The sequence below is a fragment of the Aetokthonos hydrillicola CCALA 1050 genome (genome assembly GCF_017591665.1).
In the GTDB taxonomy this organism is placed as follows: domain Bacteria; phylum Cyanobacteriota; class Cyanobacteriia; order Cyanobacteriales; family Nostocaceae; genus Aetokthonos; species Aetokthonos hydrillicola.
In genome coordinates this window covers 1-26,250 of record NZ_JAAKGC010000093.1, presented here as the reverse complement: position 1 = coordinate 26,250, position 26,250 = coordinate 1, and the positions used below count along the sequence as shown (strand labels likewise).

23 protein-coding genes and 2 pseudogenes are annotated in these 26,250 nt (G+C 41.6%); 11 read left to right on the top strand and 14 right to left on the bottom strand.

Translation table 11 applies throughout. The annotated features are described in order from the left end of the window. Nucleotides 1–361 (top strand): TM1812 family CRISPR-associated protein (locus tag G4P69_RS29650; protein WP_208353045.1); only part of this gene is annotated, 361 nt, incomplete at its 5' end. Between the two features lie 125 nt (nt 362–486). On the opposite strand, the gene G4P69_RS40730 is transcribed toward G4P69_RS29650, so the two are convergent. After that, nucleotides 487–3,414, bottom strand: coding sequence for a DNA polymerase III subunit gamma/tau (locus G4P69_RS40730; protein ID WP_452039079.1), 2,928 nt, complete (start codon nt 3,412–3,414; stop codon nt 487–489). 48 nt (nt 3,415–3,462) lie between these two features. Beyond that, nucleotides 3,463–3,789, bottom strand: a pseudogene (locus G4P69_RS41120) (AAA family ATPase); the annotation flags it as partial. Between the two features lie 338 nt (nt 3,790–4,127). Here G4P69_RS41120 and G4P69_RS29640 point away from each other — a divergent pair. After that, complete coding sequence (locus tag G4P69_RS29640; RefSeq protein WP_208339487.1) at nt 4,128–4,808, top strand: hypothetical protein; 681 nt, start codon at nt 4,128–4,130, stop codon at nt 4,806–4,808. A 399-nt stretch (nt 4,809–5,207) separates the two neighbouring features. Continuing rightward, a complete protein-coding gene (locus tag G4P69_RS29635; RefSeq protein WP_208339486.1) occupies nt 5,208–8,948 on the top strand; it encodes a CHAT domain-containing protein in 3,741 nt (1,246 codons plus the stop codon). Between the two features lie 96 nt (nt 8,949–9,044). Here the strand turns inward: G4P69_RS29635 and G4P69_RS29630 are convergent, their stop codons facing one another. The 3 genes from G4P69_RS29630 to glyA all read right to left on the bottom strand — a co-directional run bounded on the left by G4P69_RS29630 (nt 9,045) and on the right by glyA (nt 13,041). Continuing rightward, nucleotides 9,045–10,298 carry a competence/damage-inducible protein A gene (locus G4P69_RS29630; RefSeq protein ID WP_208339485.1) on the bottom strand — a complete coding sequence of 418 codons (1,254 nt, stop codon included), beginning with the start codon at nt 10,296–10,298 and terminating at the stop codon, nt 9,045–9,047. A 185-nt stretch (nt 10,299–10,483) separates the two neighbouring features. Further along, entirely contained in the window at nt 10,484–11,530 is a 1,047-nt protein-coding gene (locus G4P69_RS29625) for a glycosyltransferase family 4 protein (protein WP_208339484.1), read from the bottom strand. Nucleotides 11,531–11,757: 227 nt separating this feature from the next. Continuing rightward, nucleotides 11,758–13,041, bottom strand: coding sequence for a serine hydroxymethyltransferase (glyA, locus tag G4P69_RS29620; protein WP_208339483.1), 1,284 nt, complete (start codon nt 13,039–13,041; stop codon nt 11,758–11,760). Between the two features lie 390 nt (nt 13,042–13,431). Here glyA and G4P69_RS29615 point away from each other — a divergent pair, with 390 nt between their 5' ends. Both G4P69_RS29615 and G4P69_RS29610 read left to right on the top strand, forming a co-directional pair. After that, nucleotides 13,432–13,629 (top strand): hypothetical protein, encoded by a 198-nt coding sequence (locus G4P69_RS29615; RefSeq protein ID WP_208339482.1) that lies wholly within the window; start codon nt 13,432–13,434, stop codon nt 13,627–13,629. Between the two features lie 147 nt (nt 13,630–13,776). Beyond that, nucleotides 13,777–14,253: a Tic20 family protein gene (locus G4P69_RS29610; protein WP_208339481.1), complete on the top strand. Its 477-nt coding sequence runs from the start codon at nt 13,777–13,779 to the stop codon at nt 14,251–14,253. 3 nt (nt 14,254–14,256) lie between these two features. Here G4P69_RS29610 and G4P69_RS29605 read toward each other — a convergent pair whose 3' ends face one another. Further along, nucleotides 14,257–15,030, bottom strand: coding sequence for a fumarylacetoacetate hydrolase family protein (locus G4P69_RS29605; RefSeq protein WP_208339480.1), 774 nt, complete (start codon nt 15,028–15,030; stop codon nt 14,257–14,259). 420 nt (nt 15,031–15,450) lie between these two features. Between G4P69_RS29605 and rpsF the strand changes: the two genes are divergently transcribed. Both rpsF and G4P69_RS29595 read left to right on the top strand, forming a co-directional pair. Continuing rightward, the gene (gene rpsF, locus G4P69_RS29600) at nt 15,451–15,771 is read left to right on the top strand and encodes a 30S ribosomal protein S6 (RefSeq protein ID WP_208339479.1); all 321 of its coding nucleotides are present in this window, start codon (nt 15,451–15,453) and stop codon (nt 15,769–15,771) included. Between the two features lie 220 nt (nt 15,772–15,991). Then, nucleotides 15,992–16,552: an Npun_F5560 family protein gene (locus G4P69_RS29595; protein ID WP_208339478.1), complete on the top strand. Its 561-nt coding sequence runs from the start codon at nt 15,992–15,994 to the stop codon at nt 16,550–16,552. Between the two features lie 187 nt (nt 16,553–16,739). Here G4P69_RS29595 and G4P69_RS29590 read toward each other — a convergent pair whose 3' ends face one another. Then, nucleotides 16,740–17,090 (bottom strand): STAS domain-containing protein, encoded by a 351-nt coding sequence (locus tag G4P69_RS29590; RefSeq protein WP_208339477.1) that lies wholly within the window; start codon nt 17,088–17,090, stop codon nt 16,740–16,742. Between the two features lie 489 nt (nt 17,091–17,579). Here G4P69_RS29590 and G4P69_RS29585 point away from each other — a divergent pair, with 489 nt between their 5' ends. After that, a complete protein-coding gene (locus G4P69_RS29585) occupies nt 17,580–18,209 on the top strand; it encodes a DedA family protein (RefSeq protein WP_208339476.1) in 630 nt (209 codons plus the stop codon). Nucleotides 18,210–18,328: 119 nt separating this feature from the next. Here the strand turns inward: G4P69_RS29585 and G4P69_RS29580 are convergent, their stop codons facing one another. The 4 genes from G4P69_RS29580 to G4P69_RS29565 all read right to left on the bottom strand — a co-directional run bounded on the left by G4P69_RS29580 (nt 18,329) and on the right by G4P69_RS29565 (nt 23,026). After that, nucleotides 18,329–19,531, bottom strand: a complete 1,203-nt coding sequence (locus G4P69_RS29580; RefSeq protein WP_208339475.1) for an argininosuccinate synthase — start codon at nt 19,529–19,531, stop codon at nt 18,329–18,331. 264 nt (nt 19,532–19,795) lie between these two features. Continuing rightward, a complete protein-coding gene (locus tag G4P69_RS29575; RefSeq protein WP_208339474.1) occupies nt 19,796–20,611 on the bottom strand; it encodes an SAM-dependent methyltransferase in 816 nt (271 codons plus the stop codon). Between the two features lie 185 nt (nt 20,612–20,796). After that, on the bottom strand, nt 20,797–21,150 hold the full coding sequence (locus tag G4P69_RS29570) for a XisI protein (RefSeq protein ID WP_208339473.1): 354 nt from the start codon (nt 21,148–21,150) through the stop codon (nt 20,797–20,799). A gap of 289 nt (nt 21,151–21,439) precedes the next feature. Continuing rightward, nucleotides 21,440–23,026, bottom strand: coding sequence for an alkaline phosphatase D family protein (locus G4P69_RS29565; RefSeq protein ID WP_208339472.1), 1,587 nt, complete (start codon nt 23,024–23,026; stop codon nt 21,440–21,442). Nucleotides 23,027–23,606: 580 nt separating this feature from the next. Here G4P69_RS29565 and G4P69_RS29560 point away from each other — a divergent pair. The 3 genes and pseudogenes from G4P69_RS29560 to G4P69_RS29550 all read left to right on the top strand — a co-directional run bounded on the left by G4P69_RS29560 (nt 23,607) and on the right by G4P69_RS29550 (nt 24,896). Next, on the top strand, nt 23,607–23,852 hold the full coding sequence (locus G4P69_RS29560; protein ID WP_208339471.1) for a DUF433 domain-containing protein: 246 nt from the start codon (nt 23,607–23,609) through the stop codon (nt 23,850–23,852). A 301-nt stretch (nt 23,853–24,153) separates the two neighbouring features. After that, nucleotides 24,154–24,573 (top strand): annotated as a pseudogene (locus tag G4P69_RS29555) (XisH family protein). Beyond that, complete coding sequence (locus tag G4P69_RS29550) at nt 24,561–24,896, top strand: XisI protein (RefSeq protein ID WP_208339470.1); 336 nt, start codon at nt 24,561–24,563, stop codon at nt 24,894–24,896. The pseudogene G4P69_RS29555 and the gene G4P69_RS29550 overlap by 13 nt, the downstream one beginning before the upstream one ends. A 160-nt stretch (nt 24,897–25,056) precedes the next feature. Here the strand turns inward: G4P69_RS29550 and G4P69_RS29545 are convergent, their stop codons facing one another. The 3 genes from G4P69_RS29545 to G4P69_RS29535 form a co-directional block, all read right to left on the bottom strand. Beyond that, on the bottom strand, nt 25,057–25,410 hold the full coding sequence (locus G4P69_RS29545; RefSeq protein WP_208339469.1) for a XisI protein: 354 nt from the start codon (nt 25,408–25,410) through the stop codon (nt 25,057–25,059). After that, on the bottom strand, nt 25,398–25,814 hold the full coding sequence (locus G4P69_RS29540) for a XisH family protein (RefSeq protein ID WP_208339468.1): 417 nt from the start codon (nt 25,812–25,814) through the stop codon (nt 25,398–25,400). The genes G4P69_RS29545 and G4P69_RS29540 overlap by 13 nt, the downstream gene beginning before the upstream one ends. 165 nt (nt 25,815–25,979) lie before the next feature. Next, nucleotides 25,980–26,250, bottom strand: a 271-nt coding sequence (locus tag G4P69_RS29535; RefSeq protein ID WP_208339467.1) for a WD40 repeat domain-containing protein, incomplete at its 5' end; no start/stop codon positions are given.

The window sequence follows — 26,250 nt, the reverse complement described above, 5'->3', positions numbered from 1 at the left end:
AAAAGAGTCTGAATATCAATTAGAGCTAGCAGGCTGGTATTTTGAAAATCAACGCTATGCCACAGGATATGTTACGTTGGCAGAAGCAATTATTACTTACTTGTGTGAAATTAATAATGTTACTGATACGAAAAGTAAAACAGAACGCGATCGCATGAAAGATTGGTTACATTCCCCTAAAAATAAGGGAAGTAGCCTATTTAGGCTATATTCTGATGTGAACCCAATCAGAAATAGTATTGCTCACGCACTCTTGGAAAAAGGGAAAGGAACAAAAAGCGTCGAAGATGCTATTAACAATGCTCAAATTTACCAAAAAGAAGCTCAAAAAATCTTTAAAACAGGAAGACTAGACTATTAAAAGTGGTCACAAAAAATTCTATTTAAAGGCTTGTCGTGACACTCTAATGCGCTGTAGACACGAAGTGGCTTCCCGTTCGCGCAGCGTCTCCGATAGGAGAAGGGTAGCGCAACTACGAACTAATTCTAATCATCATCACTATCTTCTTCATCTCCCCACTCTGATGTACCAAGAGCGTTAGGTAATCCTGTATCGTCTGTGAAGCGGATAACTGCGCCGTCGAAAAATTGTGCAAGACGCTGAGCTGCGATCGCCACTTCGTCCGTTTCCCAATTATTTGTTGTTGTGAGCGGCGACGAAGTTAAGGTTTGTGCTTTGCTATTATTTTTTGCTGGCTCCGGTTTTGGTGTGGTTTTTGCTGGTTTGCTAACTTCCTGACTTGGAGGATTTATGGGGTTATTATCGGTAGGTGTAGGTTGTGGACGAGCCTGGGGAATAATATTATTTTTTGGTGGTTCTTTAACTTCATTTGTAGGAGAAGTCTTAGACTGGCTTGAAACAAAGTTAACCTTTATTTTCTGCTGACAAGCTTTCAAAAATGCGGCTTCTACATCTGCTAATTTTTTCTGAGCAAGCTGAACTAATTTAGGCGGCATTGCCACTTGAGCTATATCATTATTTATACTTAATATGCGTCCGTGTTCTTTAAATAAAGCTTTACTTGATAGCTGAGATAAAGCTTCTACAACTTGCTGCCAAATTTGATCCAATTGCATTTGCTCAGAAGAATCTACCTCTTGTTGTGTTTCTGAGGTAGACGCAGGTGCGGGGACAACCGGTTTGGCGTCTTCTTGAGGTGTGTTTTGTAAAGACGGGCTGTCCTCTTGCTGTATTGTGGGTTGTACTGTAGGGGATTCCCGGTTTATGGGTGGCTTTTGTTCCGCTGTGTTTTGAGGTAGAGTTTCGTGATTGATCGGAGATCTTTGCTCCACTGTGTTTTGAGGTGGAGTTTCGCGATTTATGGGGGAATTTTGTGCCGCTATGTTTTGAGGTAAGGAAATTTTGGGTGCGGGAATTACACCTTTACTATTTTGTTGAATTGTTATATGTGCTGAGGGTAACAATCCTAGCAAGGTTATTTCTAACCATAAACGTGGTTGAGTCGTGTTTTTCAGTTGCACTTCAGCGGTGCGCAAATGTTGTTGTCCATGCAAAATTGTACTGATTTCCAAATGTTGGGCGAAATCAATCAGTGCTTTCCACGTTTGCTGAGTACAAGCAACCAAATCATTACGGTTATTTGCTGTTTTGGCGATCAGTAAATCCCTATAGAAAGAAGCAAGATTTTGGAGAACAGTTAAAGGTTCTCGTCCACGATCTAGGATTTTACGAGTGCAGTCTAAAACGGCTTCGGGATTATCTTGTGCGATCGCACCCAGCAGCATGAGCAAATCTTGTTCACTCACCGAGCCTACTAAGTCCCAAACTCTGTCTGGTGTTACCTGATCTACCAATAAACTTAATTGATCAAGGAGACTTTCTGCATCCCGTAATCCCCCCTGAGCGATTTGGGCTACTAAAGTTATAGCTTCGCGGGTAATGTTAATATTTTCTTGAGAGGCGATCATACTTAAATGCGCCACCATCTCATCTAAAGGAATTCTCCGGAAATCAAACCTTTGGCAGCGTGAAATAATGGTTGGTAGAACTCTCTGCGGATCTGTAGTTGCTAGGACAAAGACAACATGCTTTGGTGGTTCCTCTAGTGTTTTTAGTAACGCATTGAATGCTTGGGTACTGAGCATATGGCAATTATGGACTGTGAGTCCATTTGCCACAAAGTTATGATTGTCCTGTACTTCAATGTCATAGACACGCTCAACTCCAGCGAGGTGAACAGATTCGACCGTTTCCAAACTTGTAATCCATTGAGGGAATGGAATACTGTTTGAGATCTGCCAAAAATTTTCTACTGCTGTCTGCGCCCATCCATATGTAGTAATAGACCTTGCCTGTGCTACTTCTTGTGTAAGACTTTGTTGTTGTGAGATAGCCAATTGCTGTAAGCCAACTGGCAATAACTTGGTTTTCTTCAGCGGAGAATCCTTCTGTATGGAGTTGGATTTGTGGACTCCCTTGAGGAGTAAGGTTGAGTGATCCATCATCACAAAACCACCAGGCAAGACCTTCTGGGGTAATTCGATTGAGCCAGTTGATAGTGACGAATTTTTTATCCCCATTCGGTTTAACAATGTCGAACACGTTTTGAAGTTGTGGGTGGCAGCATGTATTGCACGTGACTGATGTCTTACCATATCCCTTGTTTGAGGTAACTCGTAGCTTGGGTCGCAGTTCCTGAAGTCGATGAGCTTTGTATTCCAACCATTCGTGTTGTTTTTCACCGTGCGTCCAAGCCAATCTGGGAAATCGGCTACATTTATTTGGGAAAGTGATGGAACAGTCCCCAAGTAATGTTCCGTAGATAAGTCCCAATGTTTCCGGGGACAAAGTTTCGGCATTTGCAAGGAAATGTTGTGTCCTAAATTCCCAAATTCCGTGTCCTCTTTTATATGGATGTCTTTGCCAATGCGACTGTATACTACCGATCCCTCTACCTTTTCTTTGTAGGAAGGTAGGAACATCGAGCTTTTCTCCACACCCGCATGCACACGGAGGTTGAAGTAATTCTGCTTCTCGAAGGATAACTTGGAGGTTGTATGTTTTTTGCCCGTAAGTATTGCCTTTGAACTGGTGCCCGGGTGAAAATCGTCGAAGGCGTCCATCTGTTCCAAATTTGTAGATAAGGGTTCCGCATCCACACTCACAGGCGATAGTATCTTCACTCCTTCTTTTACGTCTTTTGCTGCTATCCATCCCTTATCTGTCCTAATTAGATGATTTCCAGTGCATTTAATTTCACGGTTGCTTGTCTTAATAATTAATGTTTGGCGTTCACCCTGATCTAACCACCTGATAACTTTTTTGAATTCCCACTTTCCTGACGAATCATTGTAACTGAGAACCTGTTTTCCTCTAATGTTGGGGTTATCAATCCTGACAAGACCCTCATTCGTCAAAACTAGAGAATCCCCAGTTAAACACTCGTCGATCACATAAACCTTATAACGACACTGAACAGGGGCAAATTGTGCCTTTTCGATAATATCCCTGACATTTTCGACACCAGTATTGCTGGCGGCATCAATTTCTATGACATCTAAAGCGTTACCTTTAGTAATTCCCTGACAAACGGCACATACGCCACAGGGTTGGGGCGTAGGTTTGTCATTTTTGAGACAGTTGAGCGATTTTGCTAAAATACGGGCACTAGAAGTTTTTCCTGTTCCTCTGGGACCAGTAAACAAATAAGCAGGAGCGATCTTTGCTGCCGAAAGAGCATTGGTGAGAGTAGTAGCGATCGCCCCTTGTCCCACCAGTTCAGCAAAACTCTTAGGACGGTACTTGTGGTGGAGGGGTTCGTAAGACATTTATATAAACTACCCCAGCTGACCTAACCTGAGACTGGGGCTTTTGAGTCTCATAGGGAAAATACCAAAGTAAGAACAGACGTTTTGACTTTGGTTTTATTATTTTTACTATACTGATGTTATCATAAACGAGAACTCAAGTTCAAGTTGGTGAAAACCCCGACACGTAAATACCAATACTTTCGTGGAAGAGTAAGCACAGGTTTAAGACTAAGTCTTAGCTGATTCCAAAGTAGCCGCTACACCGCATCAAAAGGTGGATGTTAGGATAAATTTTGGGGTATTGTGCTATTTCACCACTATGCTGCCCATAATAACTAACACTTAAGGGTGCGTAAATGCTCCAGCGGCTAATTCAGTGGCTCAAACAATTTTTTCAACGCTTGTTTGGTGGAAAACAAAATCCAGTAAAAGTAACGGAGGACAGTCAAAAAGAAGTTCTTCAACCTCTCGATGACACAGATTTAGAATTTCTGTTTATGGAACTTTTAGAGGGTGTGCATCAGGCAAGAGGGCAAGCGTGGGCGCAAAAATGGCTTCATAATATTGAAGACCGCATTTCTACTGAAGGCTGGGTAAACTGGTTACAGCGTTTTGGTGAGCGATTACTCGCATCACCCACACCTAATAATGAGATAGCTTCCCGAATGGTGCAACTGGGCGAGTTAGAAATTGGGGAAGTTGGAGACGTTGCTTATGATATTGGAATGCAGCTATTGAGACGTTCAGGTGATGAGCCGGTATGGGAGTATGATGGCCCGGATGTTGAAATAACAGATTCTGACAGTACGCAAGCTTTCCATCTGCAAGGTGAAACAGGAAATCCCGAAAACCTTCCACAAGGAGAATTACAAACGATTTCCTTAGAGCAATTGTTCGCGATGTTGCAGAATGATGAACACTTACGCTTGCAAATTGCTCAACAGTTGGGAATCGAAACTGATGATCCACAAGTGATTATTCAGGCATTGGTGAATCAATTCAATGGTGCTAATCAGGAATCTGAGGAATTGGGATAGGGCATGGGGCATGGGGCATGGGGCACGGGGCATGGGGCATGGGGCATGGGACAATGAGCAATGGCTGATGAGTAAGCAGGGAAGAAAATAGCTAACCCTGCAGTATTGACTTCATTTCGGTGAAGAATTTTACAAAAATAATTTTTATCCTATGCCCCATGCCCTATGCCCTATGCCCTATGCCCCATTCCCATTCCCCATCGATCTAGCTTTAGGGATACAATAACTGCTATTATGTAGTATTCTCTTGTATATGTGTAGCTTTTTTATAGCTACATATAAAAATATCAGCAATTTCTTGTGTAAATATAGTGATGTTTTACTTGAACCCAAACTTTTAGACACAGAGATGGATAAAATCCTAGAATCTATGACGAACAACATCCAAGAGTGCTGGAGATGCTCAAGCAGTTATTGCTTTGCCTTAAAAAGTTTTTAAAGCTACCCTTTGGTAGAAAGCAGGCTCCTTCTCTAAACCCTGACATAAAGAAGGTAGTAGAACCACTACCAGAACTGACAAACGCGGATCTGGAATTTTTATTTACTCAACTGTTGGAAGGAGTCCATCAGGCACGAGGGCGACAATGGGCAATAAAATATCTACAGCGCATGGAGAACCGCATCAGCAATCAGCGCTGGATTGATTGGTTACTAAACTTTGGCGAAAAGTTATTGTTGTCACCTGCACCCAATAATCAGTTAGGTATGCGCATGGTTCAACTGGGTGAACTAGGAATCGGAACCATAGGAGAACTTGCTCATGATATTGGGGTGAGCTTATTAACACGAAATTTGGGTGAATCTAACCTCAAAAACGATGTGGAAGATGCAGAAGCTAAAGTTTATACGTCAATTTTAACTTCAGGGGAAACATTTAACTCAGACAAACAGTATCAAGATCCAGTAATGCCTTTAGCAAGACAGGAAAAGGTAATCTGGAAATATGACACATTAGATACTGAAGCTATAAAATTTGCACCGCCTTTCATACCCCAAGAAATAGATGGGAAACGAGTATGGGTAGAAAACAGCCCAGAGACAGCAGTAGTATCTAATGAATCTTTGACTTACCTTGAGCCAAAGGTAGCTAATACCTTAGATGAGTTGTTAGTTAAGTTGAAGCAAAGTAGCCATTTAGCTGAGGAGCTTGCTTCAAAACTAGATGTACAAACCACTCATCAGTTACAAACTCCTCTGGAACAAGCACAAGCATGGTTTTATCAAGGTCTTCAGCAAGCTAAAAGAAACGAATTATTACAAGCAATTATATCTTACGACAAAGCTATAGAAATTAACCCTAATTCGTACGAATATTGGTTTAACCGAGGCTTAGCACTGTTTTATCTGGAACATTTTGTTGAGGCGATCGCATCTTACGACAAAGCAATTGAGATTAAACCTAACTTCTACAAGGGGTGGTATAACCGAGGCTGCGCTCAAGGTGAACTTGGCTATTTTGAAGATGCTGTTCTCTCGTTTAACAAAGCTATAGAAATCAAGTTCGACTACCACGAGGCATGGTCTAGCCGAGGTTTAGCACTTGTGAAGTTAGGATATGTAGAGGATGGGATTTCCAGTTACGACCAAGCATTGTTAGTTCAACCGCAAGAATACGAAAATTGGTATTACCGAGGAATTGCACTAGCTACTAGCGGACGAATCCACGATGCGATCGCATCCTACGAAAAAGCTATAGAACTTAACCCAGAATTCCACTTTGCTTGGTATTACCGTGGTGTAGAATTGTCTAATTTGGGGGAGTTTGAAGATGCAAGTGCAAGCCTCCAGCAAGCGGTAGAAATCAATCCTGACTCCCATGAGGGTTGGTATGCACTGGGGTGTGCACAAGATAAATTAGGACAACGTGAAGAAGCGATCGCATCTTACAACCATGCTATTCAAATCAACCCTGACTTTCATGATGCTTTCATAGACAAGGGTGTGGTATTGTCTTCGTTAGGTCGTTGGCATGAGGCCATATTATCTTGGCAGCAGGCTCTTGAAAAGAAACCTGACTTTTATCTAACCTGGTTTAACCAAGCTGTGGCTTTCGAAAACATGGGACACCGTTCTGAAGCGATCGCCTCTTATGAAAAAGCTATAGAATTAAACCCAGATTTTCACTTAGCTTGGTACAACCGAGGCGTCTCTCTATTCTATTTGGGAAGATTTGAAGAAGCGATCGCCTCTTATGATAACGCTTTGCAAATTCAGCCAGATTACTGGGAAGCATGGATTGCTCGAGGAACAGCCGCAGGAGATGCATTCAATTATGACTCAGATCAGATTTTTGTGAGTGCTATAACTGCAACAAACTCAAATCTAAATCAGCGCGGCTATGAGGGGAAATTAGCAAGCTATGAAGAAGGCTTGAGATATGTTTACCAAAGTACTTATCCAGAAGGATGGGGGCGTTTGCATCTCTTACTTGGTAATGCTCACTATGAGCGAGGAAAAAGAGATTTCACACCCCGCCATTATTGGATCCAATCTGTAGCTGAGTACTATCAAGCTATGGAAACCTTGACTCCAGATGCTTTTCCACAGCTACACCTTGAAGTTTTGCTGAACCTGATCAAAACCTTCTTGTCTTTGGGAGAAACAGCCCAAGCGCAGGAGTTTCATCACTGTGCCACAGATTTATTACAATACTTGCTGAGTGATCCAGAACAGACTGATGAGAGCAAAAAGGCGATCGCGCTCAAATTTGCAGGGTTTGGACAGTTAGCTGTTGATATAGCTGTGCAGTCTGGGGAGTTAGCACAAGCCCTAGAAATTGCAGAATATAGCAAAAATGCTTGCTTATCATGGCTGCTTTACGGGTGGAGAGATGAAATTATCTCACCCAGCTACACCTCAATGCAAAAACTGCTTAATCCTACAACAGCGATTATTTACTGGTTTATCAGCCCTTACGGCTTACGTACTTTTATAGTCAAATATAAATCCCCAGAACCTATCCCCGTTTTTACACCTGTACTAAATGTAGCAGATATTAATGAAATGCCCTTACCAGAAACGCTGCGAGTTAAAGGGGAATTTGAAGATTGGCTACAAGATTGGAATGAAGATTATCAGGATTATTGCTCCACAGACCACGACAAAGAGAATAACAGCAATCATTCGTGGCGCGCAACAATGGAACAGAGGTTACTAAATCTCAAAAAAATCCTCAATATTAACGCCATCATAGAAGAACTTGAAAATATAAATTACTTGATTCTAATTCCTCACCTTGAGTTGCACAGATTTCCTCTGCACGCTCTTTTTGATTTCTCGTATCCTCTTCAACAGCAAACGATTAACAGCGACGGCTATTATTCATACAGTCAAAGTTTTAAGCGTAATTTTACCACTAGCTATTTACCCAGCATCCAAATCGGTTTATCTTTAAAAGATAATTCTTTATTACCAATTCGTAAGCAACCATTATTAAGTTTTGAACATCCTAATACTACAGATTATCTGTCATTGAAGTTTGGACAGCTTGAAAGTGAAGTTATTAGCCATATATTTGATAATGTTAGACGCTTTCAAGGCTCAAAAGCAACTAAAAAGAATTTGGAAAATTCTCTATCCAATAATTACAAATTATTGCATTTTCAAGGAGATATAACCAATAATTTTAGCGAACCACAGAAATCAGAATTAGTATTAGCAGGTGATGACAAACTAACCCTAGAAGAAATTTATATTCATCAAATTGAAAATTACAACCTTGTGACTCTTTCGACTTCTGAAACTTCTATCTTCAGTGACAAAGCTATTACGACTGAATATGTAGGTTTAGTCAGTGGTTTACTTTCTCAAGGAGTGTCTCACGTACTTAGTACCTTATGGTCTGTAGAACCAGGCGCTAGTACTTTGGTGATGATTGAATTTTATAGACAAATGCAGCAACATGAATCAGCAGCTATTGCTTTATCAGCAGCAACAACATGGCTTAAAGATGTAACGGCTTCTGATCTGAAAAAATGGTGTGAAGATTTACTAAAAATCCTACCTCACGGACAATTCCAAATTAGAACATATTTAGCTACAGAAGTGTATCGTAAATTTAGTAAAATGCCAGGAGATAAAAAGCTTTATAATCACCCTTATTACTGGGCAGGATTCACGATTACAGGTAAGAGGGAATAGACAAGGGGCATGGGGCATGGGGCATGGGGCATTGGGCATTGGGCATTGGGCATTGGGGGAACAAAAAAGCATTCATCTCCCCTGCGCCTCTGCTCCCTATCCTCTACTTAACAACTTACGTCGCAAAAGATCCAAAGCAGTACATGCACTTAAGTGACGAACTAAAAAACGACTTCGTCCTGCACCGAAGCGGTACTCTAAACTTTCCACTTCTCCATTTGGTGCAGCTAAACCAATGTATACTAGACCTACAGGCTTTGTTTCCGTACCGCCATTGGGACCAGCAATACCAGTGATACTTAATGCCCAAGTAGTTGCAAGCTGGGTTTTGACCCCAATTGCCATTTGTTCTGCTACTGTAGCACTAACGGCTCCAAACTTTGCTAAATCCTCAGTATTTACCCCCAAAAGTTTAGCTTTCACCGAATTATCGTAAGAAATTACACCACCCCAGAAATAATCTGAACTACCAGAAATTTCTGTTAACATCTGCCCAAGTCCACCACCAGTGCAGGATTCTGCCACTGATAATGTTTCTCCTGATGCACGCAAGAACTGACCTACTACTGAAGCGAGAGAGTCATCATCAGCACCGTAATAATCTAAACCAGCAATTTCTCTAATTTGTTTCTCTATCGGCGCAATTAAATCTTTTGCTTGTTCAACAGATGTCGCTTTAGCGGATACTCGTAATTTTACTTCTCCTTTACTGGCATAAGGTGCTACTGTCGGGTTGGGTAAGTTGAGGTAAGAGGCAACCTTTTCTGCTAATGCAGATTCTGGAATTCCCCAAAACTTAAGCATACGACTGTGAATAATGTTTTTACCCCAACCTTGGCTTTTTAGATATGGGACAGCAGTTTCCTGCCACATCCGATGCATTTCACTGGGTACACCCGGAAAAGTAAAAAGTGTTAAGTTTGAACGGGGTTGCCAGATAATACCTGGTGCTGTACCTGTTATATTAGGTAAAATTTCGGCTCCTTGAGGTATTAAAGCTTGCTTACGATTACTGGGGGTCATAACCCGACCTCGCAAAGCATATTTTCGGGCAATATCCTCGATAATTTCTGGCTGTTCTACTAACGGGGCACCAAAAAAGTCAGCAATTGTTTCACATGTTAGATCATCGGGTGTGGGACCAAGACCACCAGTAAAAATGAGTATTTCTGCTCTTTTACTAGCAATTTCTATCACCTGCTTTAACCTTTCGGGGTTATCTCCCACAACAGTTTGATAGTAGTGGGGAATACCCAATTGAGCTAACTCCTGCGCTAGAAATTGCGCATTACCGTTGAGGATGTCACCCAATAACAATTCAGTACCAACACAAATAATTTCTGCACTCATCTTTTAATAAATAGAATTCAGGAGTCAGGAGTCAGGAGTCAGGAGTCAGGAGTCAGCAGTTAGAATATAGGTCTGTCTTCAATCCGACACTTAGTAAAACCCAAGGGCAAGATTCATTCTGACTCCTGTATTCTGAATTCTGACTCCTTCTTTAATAACATTTCCAGTTAATTACTAAATAACAATTAAGAGTTACGAGAGTATTTCCAAACTCGCCAACTAATATAGCTTAGTAGAGAAGTGGTACAACAAGCGTAAACAATACCGCTAGGTATACCAGCAATAGCTAATGCTAAACTTCCAGCCCAAAGAGTTAAGGAGTAAATGAATAAGACAGCTAATCTCTGAGACAAACCCGCTCTTAGTAATCGATGGTGCAGGTGGCTTTTATCTGCAACAAAGGGTGATTTACCACGCCGAAGTCGTGCTACGATCACAGCCGACATGTCAACAATTGGTACTGCTAGAATTACATAAGGTAATAAAATTGCTGTGACAGCAGGAATTTTTACTAGACCAATGACTCCGACTGCTGCAAGAGTGAATCCCATAAAATAAGACCCGCCATCTCCCATAAAGATTTGTGCGGGGTTAAAATTATAACGGAGAAACCCTAGTGATGCTCCAGCAAGTGCTGCTGCAATCAAAGCCGCTTGTGGTTGCTTCATAAAGAGTGCTACAACTAGCATCACCACAGATGCAATTCCAGACACACCAGCAGCTAAACCGTCTAATCCGTCGATCCAGTTAATTGCGTTTACCATTCCCACCAGCCAAATGACTGTGATCGGTAAACTCAACCAGTTTAAATCGACCATACCAACTGTAGGAATGGTCAAAAACTCTATGCTTACACCTGCTTTCCAGGCACCTGCTGCTACAAGAATTTGTATAAGAAGGCGTATAAAAGGAGACAAGTTTAATAGATCATCTGCTAAGCCAATGAGAAAAAAGCCTAAACCACCCAAGGTTACGCCCCAGATTTGCCATTCTTTGTCAGTTGGTAGGATTCCAAATCCACCCAACCACCAGACAATTAGCAGGGAAGCCATAGTACCAGCGAAAATGGAAACTCCTCCCAGGCGTACCATTGGGCGCTGATGGACTTTGCGATCGCTAGGTTTATCAACTCGTCCACTTTTAATGCCAATGTTTCTGACATCAGGTGTAGTCCATAAGACAACTACAGCAGCGACGAGGAAGGCTATCAGATGATAAGTCTGAGCAGGCATCTGCATCTTTTAAAGATAGTAGGTTAGATGACAAAAATCTTCCGGGAGATCTTTACTTCATAGATCTACTACATCTGTGTCGCCTATCGGCATGATAATTCTGGATTGGATCGAAAATCCAAAATCCTCCTTGCAAGCGGCGCGCAAAACAGTTATCAGTAAACAGTTATCAGTGATCACTGCACCATGCCCCTTGATAACTGATAACTGTTGACTGTTCACTGATTTCAAGCTAAAGCAGGGACGGGAGTTATAAGATGGGTGTACAAGGGGAAGTGCTCACATAAAGCGGCTACCCGTTGGCGACAATCTTCTGTCACCGTCTCCGATTCTGGATGTAGCAGGCGATCAGCAATAATATTACCTATTTCTGTAAATTCTGCAACTCCCATATTGCGGGTTGTCATTGCTGGGGAACCTAACCTCAGTCCACTGGTAACAAACGGTGATTCTGGATCGAAGGGAACCGTGTTTTTGTTAGCTGTAATATTTACAGTACTCACTAAATGGTCTGCTTGCTTACCCGTCATGCCAATAGAGCGTAAATCAACTAACATTAAATGATTGTCAGTACCATTGGAGACTATTTTTAGACCTCTGTTTTGTAGTTGAGTCGCTAAGGCTTTGGCATTTTCAATAACTTGAGCGGAGTAGGTTTTGAACTCTGGCTTCAATGCTTCGCCAAAAGCCACTGCCTTGGCTGCGATCGCATGTTCCAATGGTCCACCTTGAGTCCCAGGGAAAACCGATTTATCAAGCTTCTTACCTAGCTCTGGGTCACGAGTTAAAATCAAGCCACCTCTAGGGCCACGTAGAGTTTTATGTGTAGTCGTTGTAACTACATCACAATATGGTATTGGGTTGGGGTGAAGACCACTAACAACCAAACCAGCGATATGGGCAATATCTGCTAGCAAATATGCACCAACTTCATCTGCTATGCTACGAAACTTTTCAAAATCAATGATACGAGGATAAGCTGAGTAGCCGCAAATTAAGAGCTTAGGACGCTCCCTTAGCGCCTGCTCTCGAATTTGGTCATAGTCGAGTTGTTCGGTTTCGCGACTAACACCGTAATGAGAAGCTTGGAACCATTTGCCTGAAAAGTTCACAGGCGAACCATGAGTAAGATGTCCCCCATGAGACAAATCCATGGCCATAAATTTGTCACCAGGTTCTAGCAATGTCAGAAAGACTGCAAAGTTTGCCTGCGCACCAGCATGAGGTTGTACATTGGCATGAGCAGCACCAAAAAGTTGCTTGGCGCGATCAATAGCCAATTGCTCGACTTTATCAATAAATTCACAGCCGCCATAGTAACGTTTACCAGGCAATCCCTCAGCATATTTATTTGTCAAAACTGAACCCTGCGCGGCTAGTACAGCTGCGGAGGTGAAATTTTCGCTTGCTATTAGCTCCAAGTGGTCACGTTGGCGCTGTAATTCTTGATGAATTACTTCTGCAACAACAGGATCACTAGAGGCAAGAAAGTCTGAGTTAGTCAAAGTCACTTCAGCTATTATCCTTATGGAAATTTATCTTCTTTAATTATCAGACACAAGCCTGGTAATTGTGTTGTATGGATCTTTTTCTCGTTAATTACTCGCTATTAACTACATATCCCAGGAGGAATGAATATCATCTTCCTCTGTTCTCGCTATGTCAAAATTAGGAAAAATTGTGAACTCTATATTCTTTGACCCCTTCTTCTTCTAGATATAGATTTATGTACATATTTTTACTACCAAAAGATCTATAGTATACAATAAATAGGTATCAACCCGGGCAATTATTTTTGGATGCTTGCCGTGAAAGTCGGCGGTTCATAGTTGAGGAACTGTCATAGACTGGCGCGGGTCTGCTTCTCGCATTGACATAGATTTTGTGGAGTAGTGGATTAAATGCTAGTAATTGTTACCGAAGAACAAATTCTAACCCCCAGGCAGGTTTGCCAATCTTGTCTGCTTGCCGACAAAAGTGGTCAACCTCGCTGGCTTCAAGGTCAATTGGGTTGCGGTCGTGCCGTTAGTCAAGGAAATTCTATAGGCACCGATCAATACGAGTGCGTGATGGGCTTCCGGATCGTCAACATTGAATAAACTGAATTTATCAGTAAGAACAAATAAACAACAGATAAGGGGTAAGCTTTTTACCCTTATTCCCCACCTCTCCAGAACGATAAGATGTTCAATGCGTTATTCTAGGGTCATATGACTATTTAAGTTTAACAATAGGAGAGCGCACCAATGACTTTTCGGGGGTCTACAACAGCCAAAGACAGGGTTTTTGCTTGCTTGCCTTATCTGCTACCAATAGTTGAGGTTTTCCTATTTGGCGGATATTTCCTAAAACAGTTCCCAATTTTGCAACTGTTGTTCTTACCTTTATTTCCACTGATAACAATCTACTACAACGTTCGCTATGCAGGATTGATCATTTTCTTTGCCTTATTTATCTTTGTGGTAAGAAACGAAAAAATCAGTCACTTTGTTCGTTTTAACACAATGCAAGCGATTATGCTGGATATCGTGGTCTTTTTATTTAGTATACTCACGGATCTTGTTAGGCTGGTTCCGGCTAGTGGTTTCGCTCTACAAACTCTATATACTACGATTTTTCTGGGTATACTCGTAGCATCTTTATACTCTATCGTACAGTCTCTAATAGGACGTTACGCAGAAATACCTGCCCTTTCGGAAGCAGTATACATGCAGGTGCGCTAATAATTAACGGGTGATAACCGTGTTTTCTAAGCGCCCAATACCTTCAATCTCGACACGGACAATATCTCCTGGATGCAATGGTCCAACTCCAACGGGTGTACCTGTTAGTACTACATCTCCTGGCAGAAGGGTCATTACCTTACTGATGTAGGATACAAGAAAATCAGGGGCAAACACCATTTGGTCAATTGAGGCAGATTGCACAGGATTTGCTAATTCATTTAAGAAGGTTTGCAATCGAGCCCCTGGACTTAATTCTCGGACAATCCATGGTCCAAGAGGACAGAAGGTATCAAACCCTTTGGCTCTTGTCCATTGAGGATCGCGTTTTTGTAAATCCCTCGCTGTAACATCATTAGCAATCGTATAGCCCCAAATCTTGGTTTGGGCTTCTTCTGGTGTGCAATCAACAGTGCGATCGCCTATCACCAGTGCTAACTCTCCTTCATAATCTACGTGTTGCGACTGGAATGGATAGTAAATCTCTTCTCCAGAAGCAATGATAGATGTCGATGGCTTTAGAAAGATCAGTGGTTCACTTGGAACTACACTTCCCATTTCTGCCGCATGGTCTGTGTAATTCTTACCTACCGCTATAATCTTTGAAGGAGCGCAGGGAGCCAGGATTTTATAAGTATCAGGTTCTAAACTTAAATCCGTAGGTTGACCACCTAACCAAGGTGGTGCATCAAGCACCTGCACTTTAAAAGATAGTTGTAGTAAGCCATAGTAGATTTTTCCTTCTTGATTTTGGACTCTTACATAGCGTTGTGCCATAACTTTGATGAAAATCCTCCGATCTGGAACCCATTTTTAGATCTAGGTTAAATTTTGCTGGAACATCAAGCAATTATCCTGAGCATCTTGATAAAATTACTGTACCAGACAAATTGGTACAATAAAATGGGGAAAGGCAGAAACTTTGTCACTTTTGAGGCAACAGACGAAGAAAAACAAGTTCTTAAAGCTTATTGTGAACAGGAAGGGAGAACCCAAACTGATGTTCTAAGAGCATATATTCGCTCTTTAAAACGTAAGCTCAAGTCTTGCGAGCAGACTATAAGAAAGTAAACTTTAAAATTTTTTGCCATTTTATTGTATGATCGTAAGTCCTTGTTGCTATAGATATTGAGTTTTACGAATTTCGACGAAAAATCAATATCCGCAGCCATTCAGTCCATAAGGAGATACCAGACTATGCAGCTCGTTTACGAAACCATGTACATTCTTCGTCCCGACTTAGGGGATGAACAGGTTGAGCAAGCCGTTAATAAATACCAAAATTTAATCCGAGAACAAGGCGCTGATAATATTCAAATCCAGAATCGTGGTAAGCGTCGTTTGGCTTACGAAATCAATAGACACCGTGATGGTATCTATATCCAAATGAACTACACTGGTCCTGGAACTATTATTGCTCCAATGGAACGCGCCATGCGTTTGAGCGAAGAGGTAATTCGCTACTTAACTATTAAGCAGCAAGTTGCAGAGCAAGAACCTGCTCAGGAAGTAGCGTAGTAGGGTGTAGGGTGTAGGGTGTAGGGAGCAGGGGAGCGAGTGGATACCCAATGCCCCATGCCCCATGCCCCATGCCCCACTAAAAAAATACAAAAATTATTTTTTTCCCTCTTCCTGATCTCGCTGGGGATGCTAAATTAACTATTACAAGTTAAAAGCAATACTACCGTAGTTCCACTGAAAAGCTGAGAAAGATTCTAAATGGGATCTGTTAGATACTGTGAGCCAAACTGACACCGCTACTATCCAAGCTCTCTCTACAGAAGTATCGAAGCTGCGCCAAGAGTTGCAGCTTCGGGATCAATTAGTGCAGCAGCTATCTCAAGAACTTTTTCGACTGGTTAAAGGCAATGCTAATTTCATGCCCCAACCAGAAGTATCGGAGCATCATCTAACTCAGATACAAGCTTTGCAAGAACAATTGCAAGCTGTTGAGCAGCAGGTGAGTTTCTATCAAGAGCAAATCTCAATGCGAGACACTGAGATCTATCAACTAAGACAGTCATTCCAAGAATTGACCGATCGCAGTCGAATGCTCGAACAAGTGGTACAGGAGTTACCACAAATTTATCGTCGTAAGTTTGAAGAACGGATGGCACCCGTCAGAGAAAAAGTTGCCCTCCTACAACGCGAAAATCGCCAGCTGCAAGCTGAATTGCAAACTGTGAGCTATAGATTAGCATTGAAATCTCGGAATGCTAGTCACAGTGGTATTGATTTACCAAATTTCCCCCGTCCAGCAGTTGGTGAAAATCAGATCTCCGCTGTACCAAATACCTAAAGCGTGAGCAGTGATTGAATTAGGCGACAAAGCAATAACAAAATATTGACCCCTCACAGATGAGGGCATAGTAAGATTTTTTTGACTAACACCTCCAGTACCTGTTCAAGAATTTTCAGCGGAGTATCTGTTAGTTATAGTTTTTAGGCGATTTAAGGTTTCTCGCCTAGGACTAGTGCTTTATGGCTTAGACAGTTACCATGGTGTCCTCAGGCACTATGGTTAGAATGTCCTCATAAGTGTGAAAAATTTCAAAAACTGAATCCAGTTGAGTGATTTCTAAAATTAACCGAACAGGAGCTTTTACGTTGCAAAGGACTAACCGACAACCACTTTGACGTGCACCTTTGAGTCCTTTCACTAGACAGACAAGTCCAGAACTATCCATGAAATCGACCTCAGCTAGGTCAATAACCCAAAGTTGGCCATGCTGGGGGACTACTCCAGCCATTTTCTCGCTCAAAGCTATGCCTCCCCGGAGGTCTATACTACCTTGGGGTTTGAATAAAATCATTTGACATTCTGTTGTGAGAGTCATGAGCATAACTGGGTAGTTGACACTTCTTACAAAAAGCAGAAAACAGACATAAATTACCACTTTTTTCTATCAAAGTCACTGCCTTACCCAGATATCTGAGTAGTTCGAGCAAGTTGATTTGGATAGAAAATATCAGTATTCATGCCGTATAATTTATTTTAGCTCTTCTTAATATTAGGGGCAATCGTCCAAAAAATCAGTAACATCCGGGGCTTTTACGGAATATTTATAAAAATTCACGAGTTTTATAAATTTTTAATGAAGAAATTTTGATTTAAGTCTGTGGTTATACACAGTTAATGGGCATGGGGCATGGGGCATGGGGCATGGGGCATTGGGCATTGGGCATTGGGCATTGGGCATTGGGTATTATTCGCTCCTCTGCTCAAGAGATCCCCTGCTCAAGAGCTCCCTATTTAATAGACGGTTTACCCGAAAATAAGGCAAGATAAGTAATTAAGAAATGTAAAAATACCGGTATTTTTTTAGATGTCTCTTGAGTTTCTATCGATAGAACATATTCAGCAATTTGCCCATGATTACGGTTACTGGGCTATTTTTTTCGGAATTTTATTAGAAAATTTGGGTCTTCCTGTTCCTGGGGAAACAGTAACCCTTGTAGGAGGTTTTCTTGCAGGTAGTCATGAATTGAGTTACTGGTGGGTTCTGGCTAATGCGATCGCCGGTGCTACGATTGGTGGTATTTGCGGCTATGGAATTGGTAGACTCGGCGGTTGGTCGTTACTAGTGCGCGTAACTAGCGTGTTTCGGATTTCGGAAAGTCGCCTAATTTTGATCAAAGACCAATTTAGTAAAAATGCGGCAAAAGCAGTATTTTTCGGGCGCTTTTTGGCATTACTACGAATTTTTACCGCGCCTCTCGCTGGAATAGCCAAAATGCCTTTCCTAAAATTCTTCTCGTACAATCTGCTAGGAGCAACGATTTGGGGTACAGTGATGGTCTCCTTGTCCTTCTTCGCTGGCACAATTGTCTCGCTAGAACAATTAGTCGCCTGGGTTGGTCAATTTGCGATTATTGCTTTACTCATCGTTATTACCTTGATTGTTGTACCTTTCTGGTTAGAAATGAGAGCCAATAAGGAACAGACTAGAGGATAGGAAGCAACCCCTTTGGGGAAATCAAAAGTTGAGAGCAGAGGAGCAGGGGAGGAAAAACGACAAATCTTACCCAGTTTTGACTTTTGACTTTTGACTTTTGACTTCCCCGCAGGGGTGCCCTATCCCCTATTCTGATTTGACCAAATACGAGTAGGTAATCCCCAGACATAGATAAAGCCTTCGGCTGCTTTATGGTCAAATTGATCTTCCGCGCCGTAGGTTGCTAAATCAGGGGTGTAAAGAGAATTTTCAGAGGTACGTCCAACAATAAAGGCATTACCTTTTAAAAGTTTCACTCTTACAGTTCCAGATACTCGCTCTTGTGTCTTTTGAATAAAGCCATCTAGCGCTGCTTTGAGTGGACTGTACCACAAACCGTTGTACACGATTTGACTATAAGTTTCTTCAATTCCACGCTTGTAATGAGTGACATCTGATGTTAATGTCAGGCTTTCCAAATCACGGTGAGCTTGAATTAACACCGACAAAGCAGGCGCTTCGTAGATTTCTCTTGATTTGATACCTACTAAGCGGTTTTCTATCATGTCGATGCGTCCGACACCATGATTACCAGCTATTTTGTTCAGTTCTTGAATCAGAGCAACCGGATCTTTGGTTTCGCCATTGAGGGTGGTAGGAATACCTCTAGTAAAACCAATTTCGACGTATTCTGGCTGATCAGGTGTATCAGCGATCGCCTTGGTCATTTGATAAATTTCTTCTGGGGGTTCTGTGGCTGGGTCTTCTAAGACACCAGCTTCAATACTGCGACCAAGTAAGTTACCATCAATACTATAGGGAGAAGATTTTTTTACAGGTGAAGGAATACCAAATTTTTCACCGTAGGCAATAGTTTCTTCTCGGCTCATTCCCCATCCTCTTGCTGGTGCAAAGATTTTCAGGTTGGGGTTAAGCGCTGCAATAGAAACGTCAAAGCGCACTTGATCGTTTCCTTTACCAGTACAACCGTGAGCGATCGCATCCGCACCGTATTTTTCAGCAGCTTCGACTAATATCTTGGCAATCAGTGGACGTGCAAGAGCAGTTCCTAACGGATAGCGATTTTCATACAGCGCGTTTGCTTGAATGGCGCTAAAGGCGTAATCTTTTACAAAACTGAGTTTAACATCTGCCACTAAAGATTCACTGGCTCCCGATTTTAGAGCTTTTTGTCTCACAGGCTCTAAATCATCCCCCTGACCTAAATCTGCTGCTAGCGTAATCACCTCTTCCACACCCCACTCGTTTTTAAGATAAGGGATACATACAGAGGTATCTACTCCGCCGGAATATGCCAGAACAACCTTCTTCGCGCGACCCATTCGTTTCTCCAACCAGGAACATAATAGTTAATGATGAGTGACTATTATGCAATTAATCTATCTAAATAGTGTGTACTTTTGATACAATTTAAGAAGTTTTGTAAAGCATTTAGCAACTTTCAGGTATTTTCTGTCCGATTCTGCTATGTATGATTGCTGAGAAGGGCTGACTTTTTCAGGGGAATAGCGCTTAACGGAACCGTATTGCCGTGTATTCAACTTCCGCCATCTTTAATTAGAATTACGATCAGCCAGGTTCTTCACTTACTTTTTTAAAACGGCTGTGACAAAAAAATAACGAGGTACATTTGGGACATCGCGGGGTAAGAATTTATAAGTAAAACGACCATAGCTAGCACCATCATCCCCTGCCTGAACAACAGAAGCTTCCCAATCGTGTAACGAAAACAGTTTTTCTGGTTCGTCACAACCATATTTCCAATGCTTTGATAATTCTCCGCTGTTTTGAGATAAAAAGAAAGAGCCGATTAGGTCACATGCCAACCAACTCATAGATGCACTTAATTTAGTAATCGTTTTTAATAGTTCGTGGACTTCAGTGTCGCTTAGGTAATAAATAAATCCTTCCATCAACCACACCGAAGGAGTTTCAACTTGAAATCCTTTCTCAATTAGCAAATTCGACCAAGATTTTCTAAGATCTGTTTCCAGGGTATAGCGATGGCAATTACTTGGAGTATCTTCCAAAATTGATTCTTTGTATTGAAGCACTTCTTTTGCGTCCACCTCATACACACAAGTATCAGGATGAAATGGCAGGCGAAAAGCTCTAGCATCCATTCCTGCTCCTAAAATCACCACTTGTCGTACTTGATTATTTAGTGATATCAAAAAGTCGTCAAAGAAGCGTGTTCGGACGGCAATTAAAGGTGTACCTCTGTCTTCATACTCTTGGGTGCTTGGCGTAACCTCAGCAATAATGTCCTCTCCTGCTAATCTAGATGCTAGGGGGTCTTTAAATAAAGGATCTGGTCTTTGTGCTTCTATCGCTCTAACCGCTGCCGCCATTCTTGCAGATTTACTGACCCAATTTATGCTTTCAGGTATTTCTGTATTCATAATTATTATTTTTTTGACTATATATAATCCCGGAAGCGTAAACATACCACTTTTTGCGGTTATTTTACCCTAAATATAGCCAAATAGTACCATCACTTTGACCCCTATGCTTTATGTCGATTGAGCTGCACTAAGCGCCAATTTCCCTACTCATCCCACAACTTAATCAACGGATAGCTACCTTTTCAAGCGGTAGCAAATTCCGTAAAACCTCGCTTACTAGGGTGATGAAAGCCTAAAACGATATCACTTTGAGGTATTCCTGCTGATAACAAATCATCAACAACGCCTAAATTAGTTGAATCTTCTTCTACCCAAATTTTGTCATTTTTTATACAGAAATATACGATGATATGCTGTATCTGTTTTTTGTTATCCCAGCCAAACCGAAACCAAAGATATTGATCTCTTTCCTCATCAAAAGCTAGGCGATCGCTCGCTTCACTTCCTTTAGATTCTGTTATTTCAGCGTTCGACAGTTCGTAGTACTCAGATAATAGCTTCTTGAGAATGCTGCGATATTTGTTTAGTTTGTCCATTTTTATATGAAGCTCCATATATTAACCCCCCGGCTACGCCGTCCCCCCTTGGCAAGGGGGGACTACAGGGGGGTAAAATTATGTGCATCTTTATATTAAATTGGTATAAGCCAAAAAGTTAAGTTTAATGTAGGTTGGGTTGAGGAACGAAACCCAACATCTATAAGGGTTTGTTGGGTTTCGCTGGCGCTCTACCCAACCTACAATTTTCCTTAACCGAGCAGTATTCGTCGTCGTGTAGGGTGCGCTCTTGACGAAGTCCGTAACGCACCGCTATTATCTTGTGTTGCTATGCTGGCTGTAAACCAGGACGACCGTTTTCAACCACAAAGGTTGCACGGGTGCTGATCGTACCAGATAGAGTTGTCACGTTAGACAAGACTTTATAATCTGATGTCCAAAGTTGAGGAGTGACTGTAAAACGAACATAGCCGCGTTGATTGTTGAAGAACTTAATGTGGGGATTGTCTGGTAAGTAAGCTTCAACTGTTGGGTTTGAATCTGCACCATCACCACCAGAAGTGATCGACGTACCAACGAATTCTGCTCCGACGGTTGCTGATTCTGGTTTATCGAAGTCAGCTTTTAGATCAATCGCCCAGTTGTTATGCACATCTCCTGACAACACGACGGGGTTGGAAGGTTTGCGCTGAGCCAAAAAATTCATCAGTCGTCTTTGAGAAGCGTAGTACCCATCCCACTTATCCATGCTAAAAGTTTGAATAGGTCCAGGTGTTGTGTCTCTCTGAGCAACTATAACCTGCTGAGCAATTACATTCCATCGAGTCTGAGAGCGATCTAAACCACGGTAGAGCCAATCTTCTTGACGCTTACCAGTAATTGTTGCATTGGGGTCGAGAGTCTGTTCACAACGTTCTTTTGTACCATCTCCACAAGGCTGATCTGTACGGTACTGGCGGGTATCTAGCATGTGGAAAGTTGCTAACTTACCAAACTGAAGCCGACGGTAAAGTTGCATATCGGGACCCGATGGTTTTGAGAAGGGTCGGAGTGGCATATGCTCATAGTAGGCTTGATAAGCATACGCTCGCCGTTGTAGGAAAACTGCAGGATCTTGGTCTGGTTCGTCGTCGATTTCAGAGATATAGTTGGCGTAGTTGTTTTCAACCTCATGGTCATCCCAAGTGACGATCCAAGGAAACGCTGCGTGAGCTGCTTGTAGATATTCGTCAGTTTTATAGAGAGCGTGACGATTGCGATAATCTTCTAGAGTGAAAATCTCACCGGCAGTATAATTTCTGATAGGATTTTGTGCGATCGCTCCCTCATAAATGTAGTCACCTACATGCACCACCAAATCTAGGTCTTCTTGCGCCATATATTTATATGCCGTGTAGTACCCTGTTTGATACTGCTGACAGTTGGCAAGAGCAAAAGCAAATTTATTAAGATTACTCTCAGGTTTTGGCGCTGTGCGAGTGCGACCAATCGGGCTTGCCTCTGCACCTGATGTAAAACGATACCAGTACCATGTGTCTGGTTTGAGTTGATTAACCTCAACCCGAACTGAGTGAGCTAGTTCTGGGATAGCAATCTCAGTGCCTTTTGCTACAATGTTTTTCATATTGGGGTCACTTGCCACTTCCCAGTTAATTGGGACGTTAACTTTTGGCATTCCACCCCCATTTAAGGGTTCGGGCGCTAGACGAGTCCATAGAATCACGCTAGTTGGATAGGGTTCCCCAGACGCTACGCCTAATGTGAAAGGATAACTGGAAAATTTAACTTGAGCAAGCACTCGCCCAGAAAACTGGCTGGCGATCGCCAAACCAGTTAATGCTCCCGCCCCTAAGATTAATTTACGTCTGTTAACTTTACCGTTGAGAAACCGCTCAAAAGCTCTGTGATTTAACACCCTTATACTCCTAACAACTATAAGTGAAAGCAGAGAAACAGTGTAGTAAGGCCTTAAAACTTGATGGACACTTTTAAGATCTCCGACTTCTTTAAAAAGCCAAGGATCATATAAAACTTAGGGATTCAATACTGGAATTCTTGCACCCCGGCTGAATCAGCCCGATATCCCGCCCGGAACTTAAGTTCCGGGCTAATAGCTTAAGTCCATTGAAATGGACTGAAATCCTTGCTCAGTCCTCTTGAGAGGACTTTAGCTATCAGCCAGCGATTTAAGTCGTTGGCTGACAGCCCAGGTGCAAGATATCAGGTAACCAAAGTGTTTTTTGCTACTTTACCGAAATATAGTCTACTACTTAGACATTAATTTCGTGCAAAGGTAAAGTTAATGTCAGCTTAATTTTGTTGTTTTTATGTTGTTTTTTCTAATGGTTACAATAGGTATTAACATTTAAAAGCTTTCTGAGAACGACTGTTGAGCAACCTCAAGGTAAGTTCACGTATGAATATCTATAAGCACGGAGCATCGCTTTTTTAGTTAAAATCCTAATTATTATCTTTACTCTTGAAAACTATTGATTATGGACTGGCGACAGTACATCCATTCTGACCCGAAAATATTATTAGGGAAACCAACGGTAAAAGGTACGCGATTATCTGTTGAATTTATACTTGGTTTATTTGCTAATGGTTGGACAAGACAGCAAGTTTTAGAAAATTATCCTGGTTTGACACCGGAGAGTGTACAAGCTGTGTTTGTGTTTGTTGCTGAGTGTATACAAGATGAATCTTTGTATATGCTGCCGTTTTTATCTGAGTCAGCCTGATGCGATTTTTAGCCAACGAAAATTTCCCTGTGATGAGTGTAATGCGTTTGTGCGCTGCTGGCTATGATGTAGGTTATGGTAGCGAAGAAGCTAAAAGCTCAGCTGTGTAATAGTGCGATCGCGCTGCGCTGGTGCTTTTAGCAGATGACCTGAAAGTTGAACAGGCTATTAGATGTGAATTAGCATTGGCAGGATGAGAGATGAAGCTGAAATTGTATTTTTTTGACCACTTTTATTATGAGTTGTAAAACCTGGATGTTACGAGATATCCTAGTAATGAGAAATACTATGATGAATGCTCATGTCAGCTAGAGATGTCTTTCATGAGGTTGTAAAAATAGCTTTACAAAAAGATGGTTGGCAGATAACTCATGATCCACTTTCGTTTACTGTGGGTGGGGTAAAAATGTCTATTGATTTTGCAGCAGAAAAGCTGATTGCAGCAGAAAGGGAAAACGAAAAAATTGCTGTTGAAGTTAAAAGTTTTTTAGACAAGTCATCTGCTATATCATAATTTCACATGGCATTGGGACAATTTATAAATTATAGATCAGCATTAAGGCGACGAGAGCCAGAGCGGATTTTATATTTAGCAATACCTTTGACGACTTATAGGACATTTTTTCAACTTGATTTTCCTAAAGAAACGGTAGAAGAAAATCGAATCAAAATGATTGTTTACGATGTAAAAAGTGAGGTGATTGTTGAATGGAAAAAATAGCACGATATCGCAAGATTGTAAAAGAAATACTCTCAGAGCATGGAAAGCAAAAACCTGCTTACGGTGATGTTGAAGTTGAGATGATTTTCGACACTGAACGTGACCATTATCAAATTGTTTATGTAGGCTGGGAAGATCAGGATTGGGTACATAGTTGTATTATCCATATAGACATTAAGGGTGGTAAAGTTTGGCTGCAATGGAATGGTACAGAAGATGATATAGCTGTGGATTTAGTTAATGCAGGAGTACCAAAGGAAGATATTGTTTTGGGATTTCAGTCACCATTTATGCGGAAGTTTACGGAATATAGTGTGGGTTAACGAGAAACTGTCAGCAAAACTAGGTGTAATCAAGTGTGATCGCCTTTGGCGCTGCCCCTTGGGCAATCGCAAAGCACTGCTGGTTTGAGGAGATCGCCCTTAGCTCTGTCCTCCGGGCGATCGCACTTCTACAATCACCAATCTCCCTATTCGTTCTGCTTCAAGTGGTGGCAAATTCTGTAAAGCCTCGCTTACTAGGATGATGAAAGCTTAAAACAATATCACTCTGGGGTATTCCAGCTGACAGCAAATCATCAACAACACATAAATTGGTTGAATCTTCTTCCACCCAAATTTTCCCATTCTTTATACAGAGATACACGATGATATGCTGTATCTGTTTTTTATTGTCCCAGCCAAACCGAAACCAAAGATATTGATCTCTTTCTTCGTCAAAAGCTAAGCGATCGCTCACTTCAACTCCCCTAGCTTCTGTAATTTCAGTATTAGACAGTTCGTAATACTTAGATAATAAGTTCTTGAGAATACTGCGATATTTTTTTAGTTTATCCATTGTGTAATGTTCTCCTTTTCTATATCTATGACGATTAATAATAGGCTATTATGATTGATAATTGCTTGTATAGATTTACGTTGAAAGAACTTCTCATAGACAACATCATCAATAGCTAAATAAAGTGTATATTCTGGTTCAGTCAATTGAATGAGATTTCGATACACAATATATTGTCCCAAAGCGTTGTGAAAATCATACATTAGCGATTTACCCACAAAGCTTTTGATTTCTACAACAATCTTCCGTCCCTGACGTTCTGCGGCAATAGGCTTTTCTGCTGCTAGGTCGGCATAGAGTTCAGCATCCTCATATTTGATGAAATAAGGATCAGCCGTGATAGTCCACCCGTCTTTTATCAATGCGTTCCTAACTTCATAATGATAGATATCTTTCGCTGGCATGGTGCAAATAACGAGTGATAGTTTAATTGTAAAATTATTGTAGTGCGGGCATCTTGCCCCCGTCCCTTATACAAATTGCGTAACAATCACTTCCGGAAATTCAGCAGCATCTATACAAGAAGCTAGAACAACCTTCTCCCCTATATCTCCACCCCTCTGCTACCTCTACTCATCACACAAATGACTATCAGCGCTATTTTTCATATAAAAATTATTATGCAAATAATCACGCGCCCAAGCACAACCCTTTGCCAGTAAGTCATCCAAATCCAGATTCCACAACTTGACAGTATTGTCCCAACTTGCAGAGGCAATGGTTTTGCCGTCGGGGCTGAAGGCGACGCTATAAACCGAAGAGCTATGACCTTTGAGAGTTTGCAACTCCTGCCCTTGTAGATTCCACAACTTGACAGTTTTGTCATAACTTCCTGTGGCA

Coding starts and splice junctions, on each gene's coding strand:
- G4P69_RS29640 (WP_208339487.1), top strand. CDS start 4,128: ATGCTCCAGCGGCTAATTCAGTGGCTCAAACAATTTTTTCAACGCTTG.
- G4P69_RS29635 (WP_208339486.1), top strand. CDS start 5,208: ATGCTCAAGCAGTTATTGCTTTGCCTTAAAAAGTTTTTAAAGCTACCC.
- G4P69_RS29630 (WP_208339485.1), bottom strand. CDS start 10,298: ATGAGTGCAGAAATTATTTGTGTTGGTACTGAATTGTTATTGGGTGAC.
- G4P69_RS29625 (WP_208339484.1), bottom strand. CDS start 11,530: ATGCCTGCTCAGACTTATCATCTGATAGCCTTCCTCGTCGCTGCTGTA.
- G4P69_RS29615 (WP_208339482.1), top strand. CDS start 13,432: ATGCTAGTAATTGTTACCGAAGAACAAATTCTAACCCCCAGGCAGGTT.
- G4P69_RS29610 (WP_208339481.1), top strand. CDS start 13,777: ATGACTTTTCGGGGGTCTACAACAGCCAAAGACAGGGTTTTTGCTTGC.
- G4P69_RS29605 (WP_208339480.1), bottom strand. CDS start 15,030: ATGGCACAACGCTATGTAAGAGTCCAAAATCAAGAAGGAAAAATCTAC.
- rpsF (WP_208339479.1), top strand. CDS start 15,451: ATGCAGCTCGTTTACGAAACCATGTACATTCTTCGTCCCGACTTAGGG.
- G4P69_RS29590 (WP_208339477.1), bottom strand. CDS start 17,090: ATGACTCTCACAACAGAATGTCAAATGATTTTATTCAAACCCCAAGGT.
- G4P69_RS29585 (WP_208339476.1), top strand. CDS start 17,580: ATGTCTCTTGAGTTTCTATCGATAGAACATATTCAGCAATTTGCCCAT.
- G4P69_RS29580 (WP_208339475.1), bottom strand. CDS start 19,531: ATGGGTCGCGCGAAGAAGGTTGTTCTGGCATATTCCGGCGGAGTAGAT.
- G4P69_RS29575 (WP_208339474.1), bottom strand. CDS start 20,611: ATGAATACAGAAATACCTGAAAGCATAAATTGGGTCAGTAAATCTGCA.
- G4P69_RS29570 (WP_208339473.1), bottom strand. CDS start 21,150: ATGGACAAACTAAACAAATATCGCAGCATTCTCAAGAAGCTATTATCT.
- G4P69_RS29560 (WP_208339471.1), top strand. CDS start 23,607: ATGGACTGGCGACAGTACATCCATTCTGACCCGAAAATATTATTAGGG.
- G4P69_RS29550 (WP_208339470.1), top strand. CDS start 24,561: ATGGAAAAAATAGCACGATATCGCAAGATTGTAAAAGAAATACTCTCA.
- G4P69_RS29545 (WP_208339469.1), bottom strand. CDS start 25,410: ATGGATAAACTAAAAAAATATCGCAGTATTCTCAAGAACTTATTATCT.
- G4P69_RS29540 (WP_208339468.1), bottom strand. CDS start 25,814: ATGCCAGCGAAAGATATCTATCATTATGAAGTTAGGAACGCATTGATA.